The following is a 1,028-nucleotide window of genomic DNA, read 5'->3' as shown; positions in this document are numbered from 1 at the left end:
GAGCGGCTCAGTGCATCTGGATCGCGCCCTGGGCGCGGCCCTTGCCCGCACGGGCCGGCGGGTTGCACATGCCGCAGACATAGTGGCGGGCAATCTCATGCGGGTGGGTCACGAAGTGGCCGCCGCAGCTCGAGCACTTGGTCATGGTCAGCATGCCGTTGTCGATGAACTTCACCAGGCGCCAGGCGCGGGTGATGGACAACATGGCCTCCAGGCCTTGCGCCTGCGTCTGCTCTTGATACAGCTGGTAGGCCTTGATCACCGCGTCAATCTCGTCCAGCTCCGACACCTTGTTCAGGTACTCGTGCACGTTCAGGAACAGCGAGGCGTGGATATTGGGCTGCCAGGTCATGAACCAGTCGGTCGAGAACGGCAGCTGACCCTTGCTGGGGCTCTTGCCCGAGACTTCCTTGTACAGGCGCAGCAGTCGCTCGTAGGACAGATCCGTCTCCGACTCCAGCACTTGCAGGCGCGCACCCAGATTGATCAGGGTCACCGCACGTTCGATCTGGCGGGCTTCGGTCAGGATGCTCTTGTTGCGCATGATGGAGTCTCTCGAAATTTGGTGTTGGTGTTTGCGGGGCAGCGCCGGGCCGCTCCCAAGCGCCCCGCGGAGCGAATCAACGGCGGGCCCTGCCCGGCCTTGATTCGAACCCCCTCGGGGGGTGGCTGCGCGGTCCCGCGCAGCCGGGGGTCTACATTCAGGCCGCTTCTTGGTGCCGGCCCGCCATCAGGATGCTGGCGTGCAGGCGGCCGACGCCGTCGTTGGCCGCCGTCTTGCTGTGGCTGGTCAGCAGGCCCCAGACCAGGTCGTCGTCCATGCGGAAGCGGCACAGCAAGGTGTTGCCCGAGGAGATCTTCATCAGCTGCGCCGGGCTCAGCGTCGAGATCAGGGTGGCCGTGTCTTCCGAGATGCCCAGGCGGTACAGCGCCTGCTCGCGGTCCGTGCGGATCAGGTTCTGCGCCAGCATCAGGTAGTTCAGATTGGCTTCACGGATCTCGGCGAGGATTTGGTCTGCGTTCATGGT

At 64.6% G+C, this 1,028-nt stretch carries 2 protein-coding genes; both read right to left on the bottom strand.

The window, feature by feature from the left end:
* Positions 1 to 7: 7 nt before the first annotated feature.
* Positions 8 to 544 (bottom strand): flagellar transcriptional regulator FlhC, encoded by a 537-nt coding sequence (gene flhC / locus AC1Q6P_RS23970; protein WP_102769797.1) that lies wholly within the window; start codon positions 542 to 544, stop codon positions 8 to 10.
* A 157-nt stretch (positions 545 to 701) separates the two neighbouring features.
* Positions 702 to 1,025 carry a flagellar transcriptional regulator FlhD gene (gene flhD, locus AC1Q6P_RS23965; protein WP_102769796.1) on the bottom strand — a complete coding sequence of 108 codons (324 nt, stop codon included), beginning with the start codon at positions 1,023 to 1,025 and terminating at the stop codon, positions 702 to 704.
* Between the last annotated feature and the right edge of the window lie 3 nt (positions 1,026 to 1,028).

The sequence above is a fragment of the Roseateles sp. GW835-FHT13E02 genome (genome assembly GCF_058794035.1).
Note: the sequence above shows the minus strand (reverse complement) of the source record. Positions and strands in the feature narration are given on the sequence as shown.

Excerpts from the sequence above, each read along its gene's own strand:
- flhC (WP_102769797.1), bottom strand. The coding sequence starts at position 544 with ATGCGCAACAAGAGCATCCTGACCGAAGCCCGCCAGATCGAACGTGCG.
- flhD (WP_102769796.1), bottom strand. The coding sequence starts at position 1,025 with ATGAACGCAGACCAAATCCTCGCCGAGATCCGTGAAGCCAATCTGAAC.